5 protein-coding genes are annotated in these 2,864 nt (G+C 40.6%); 1 reads left to right on the plus strand and 4 read right to left on the minus strand.

Annotation, left to right across the window (positions count from 1 at the left end; translation table 11 throughout):
• A partial coding sequence (locus CXF78_RS19030) for a 1-acyl-sn-glycerol-3-phosphate acyltransferase (RefSeq protein WP_102037640.1) occupies positions 1-476 on the minus strand: 476 nt, incomplete at its 3' end.
• 171 nt (positions 477-647) lie between these two features.
• Here CXF78_RS19030 and CXF78_RS21940 point away from each other — a divergent pair.
• Positions 648-779, plus strand: a complete 132-nt coding sequence (locus CXF78_RS21940; RefSeq protein WP_257984955.1) for a hypothetical protein — start codon at positions 648-650, stop codon at positions 777-779.
• A gap of 18 nt (positions 780-797) precedes the next feature.
• Here CXF78_RS21940 and CXF78_RS19035 read toward each other — a convergent pair whose 3' ends face one another.
• From CXF78_RS19035 to CXF78_RS19045, 3 genes are all read right to left on the minus strand, one after another.
• Positions 798-1,265 carry a DUF2489 domain-containing protein gene (locus CXF78_RS19035; RefSeq protein ID WP_059746073.1) on the minus strand — a complete coding sequence of 156 codons (468 nt, stop codon included), beginning with the start codon at positions 1,263-1,265 and terminating at the stop codon, positions 798-800.
• A gap of 95 nt (positions 1,266-1,360) precedes the next feature.
• Complete coding sequence (gene yihI / locus CXF78_RS19040; protein WP_102037641.1) at positions 1,361-1,909, minus strand: Der GTPase-activating protein YihI; 549 nt, start codon at positions 1,907-1,909, stop codon at positions 1,361-1,363.
• A gap of 55 nt (positions 1,910-1,964) precedes the next feature.
• Entirely contained in the window at positions 1,965-2,627 is a 663-nt protein-coding gene (locus CXF78_RS19045; RefSeq protein WP_011639355.1) for a methyltransferase domain-containing protein, read from the minus strand.
• Between the last annotated feature and the right edge of the window lie 237 nt (positions 2,628-2,864).

The raw sequence follows: 2,864 nt of genomic DNA on the forward strand, positions 1-2,864 counted from the left end.
TCGTGTTCAATATCTCCCGTCGGTCTTAACGGTTTGGCAATCACAACCGCTTTGCGGCCAAAATCTAATCCGATTGGCACTATATCAACATCCGCTTTGGCTGCAATATGGTAAAAACCACTTTTCCAGCGGGTTACTGGGCTACGTGTCCCTTCAGGTGCTAAGGCCAGTTTATACAGTGGATCTTGTTGGAATAACAGCACCACACCGTCAACTAAGTTATTGTATTTACGTCTATCGACAGGGCTGCCGCCCATGGCGCGAAAAAGCCATCCCCAAGGTGGAATAAACAGCTGATGCTTACCTAAAAAGTGGATTTTGGTGCCTAAGGCACTGCGGGCGATAATACCAATGATGAAATCCCAGTTACTGGTATGTGGGCCAACAATAATGACGCATGGCTTAGTTTTGTCGAGTTGGCCATCAAATTTCCAACCCAGTATTTTGAGTAATCCTAAGCAAAGTGAACTGAACATAGTGTGACCCCAATCATTGAGCTTTATAAAGCTTCTTGTTGTTATTATTCGATTTATCAGCTATTTGATGTGGTTAATCGACGTTGATTCGTTTGTGATATGCATTATCAGCATAGTCTGTAATCGTGCTAATTTCATGCTTAACCTCAATTTGGCTAAGGTATGAGATAAATGTTGTTAGTTACTTTGTTTAAACTTGCCATTGGCTTTGCGAGTAAGGTAAACGTATGCAGCAGTAGTTACTTATCATCAATGAATGCAGAGCAAAAGGCCGCAGGTGCATCGTTTTCTATGTCGTTCTAAAGTTAACTAATATGTTGTCTAGTGAGTGATGGGCTTATCAAACTCAGCGATGTGTTTTGCTTCGTCTAGAATAACCTGCTCTAACTCTGCTTCTGATTTCATCCGTTCAAAATCAAATTTCATCCGTTGTTGTTTCGGTAACTCTTTACGTGCTTCCATGATGGGATGGTTTCTAATTAGCTCATAATGGGTAAACAGGTTAGGGAAGTCTGCCATAACTTGTTCTGATAAGGATAATGCATCAAATAGTTTACCTATGCGCATAACGCCTTCAGACAGTTCACAACGGTCTTCTAGCATTGCTGCTGCAATGTAACGGATATCAGTCAGTATTTGCTGTCTACGCTCGTCGGCTTTAGCCTTACGTTCAGAAAGTGCTTGTTGGTTAGCTTGTGTTTTACGTTTAAGCGTTAACAGTAAGTGTGCTGCGTAGGTAGCAAGGGCAACAATAATGAGTAAAGCAATAACGATGGCGGTTGTAGACACAATTTATCCTTTTTTGAATACAAAACTGGCGCGATATGCGCCAGTTTTCTGATATCAAACCAAGAAATAGCTTGGTATTACTTTCATCGAGCAGATTAATCTTTCTGCTGATAATCTTTAAGCAGATCGGCACCTGATTCAAAACGATTTAATAGTTCATCATCGCTCAGTTGCTTTTTAGGGCTTTGTGTTGGTGTATCATCACCTTCAGTAAGGCCTAAGCTCAACATCAGTTGCTCAATTTTGTCTAACTGAACATTCAACCACTTTTGATCTGTGTCAGATAAATCACGACCTTCTTCAAGTTGGTCAAGTAACTGATTTAGTCTTGGATCATCTTCAAGTTTCAATAACTTCTGTTCGTCAGTCAGTTTAGGCTGCTTAGGCTTAACTACTAATGGCGCAGTAACCGCTGTTGGTAAAGTGAGTGCCACCGGCTTTTTGCTGCCATGACGTACATCTTTACTCTTAACCGAAGTGTTACCAGATGCTTGTTTAAGCAACGTTTCATTGTGACGGCTGCCTGATTTACGGCCGGTTTCAGATTTTTTACCATCGACCGCGTTGCGATCAACTTTTTTTACTCTAGGTGCAAACTTAGCGCCGTTTTCGCCGCCTTTGCGAGTTTTTTTACTGCGAGCCATGATGTTCTCGTTAGGTTTTCTAAACACGTCCTTGCAGAGCAATTTCTACAAGGCACTAAATAAGGATGCGCTTTATATCAGATTTTGATGATTTTTGCATCAAAACCAGATCTTTCGATGCAAATAATAGCTCAAAATCACTATTTAATGCTAAATATTCGAATGTCTGTTGCTGATAAAAGCTTACATGAGTTGGATTGTTTTTGTAATGCCATTTAGCAAAATGGTCTTGATCGGTCAATAAAGGTGTACTTATTGCTAACCAGCCATTGGGCTTAACCAGCTGATTGAGTAACTTCCATTCACGATGTGGGTGACGAAAGTGTTCGAATACCCGGTAACAACATACAAAATCATAGCTATGTTTCAGTACCGACTGATCTGCAGCAAAAAACGGGTCGTACTGATTAACAAGATGACCAGCATCAACAATGGATTGCCTGCTCTGTTCGTCAAGTAAGCGGCCAAAATTAAGGCCAGTTAACGCGCCGCTCTGTTGCTGCGATATTTGGCCTAATAGTGGCAGTATAAATTGCGATAATGGCTTTTGATTCGATGACTTTTGTGCTCGACCGTAACGCTGACGCTCAATATCGGGCATAAGATGTGATTTTGGGTTAGCAAAGACTAAGCCACAGCGTTCGCAGATGTAGAAAGCTCTTTTTTTGTCTTGAACAAAAAATTGAGCACAATGATTACAGAGCGGGCATACATTCATCAAATACAGCAGTACCTAAGTATTGACTTAATAAACGATTATATAGCGTATACGGTTAATTTAAAGTAAGTATTTGAAATGAAGTTGATATTGAGGCCATTTAAGCATAAAAAAAGGCGGCAGTATAAACTGCCGCCTCGTAAAATAGTGCTTAACGCACTTTATTCTGATTCCAAGTATCCGTACTTGCTATGTGACTATCCCGGTCAGATCTTTATTTATTTTGCTTTCCATGCC

Source organism: Shewanella sp. 11B5, from assembly GCF_002836795.1.
Taxonomy (GTDB): Bacteria; Pseudomonadota; Gammaproteobacteria; order Enterobacterales; family Shewanellaceae; genus Shewanella; species Shewanella frigidimarina.

Excerpts from the sequence above, each read along its gene's own strand:
- CXF78_RS21940 (WP_257984955.1), top strand. The coding sequence starts at position 648 with ATGTTGTTAGTTACTTTGTTTAAACTTGCCATTGGCTTTGCGAGTAAG.
- yihI (WP_102037641.1), bottom strand. The coding sequence starts at position 1,909 with ATGGCTCGCAGTAAAAAAACTCGCAAAGGCGGCGAAAACGGCGCTAAG.
- CXF78_RS19045 (WP_011639355.1), bottom strand. The coding sequence starts at position 2,627 with ATGAATGTATGCCCGCTCTGTAATCATTGTGCTCAATTTTTTGTTCAA.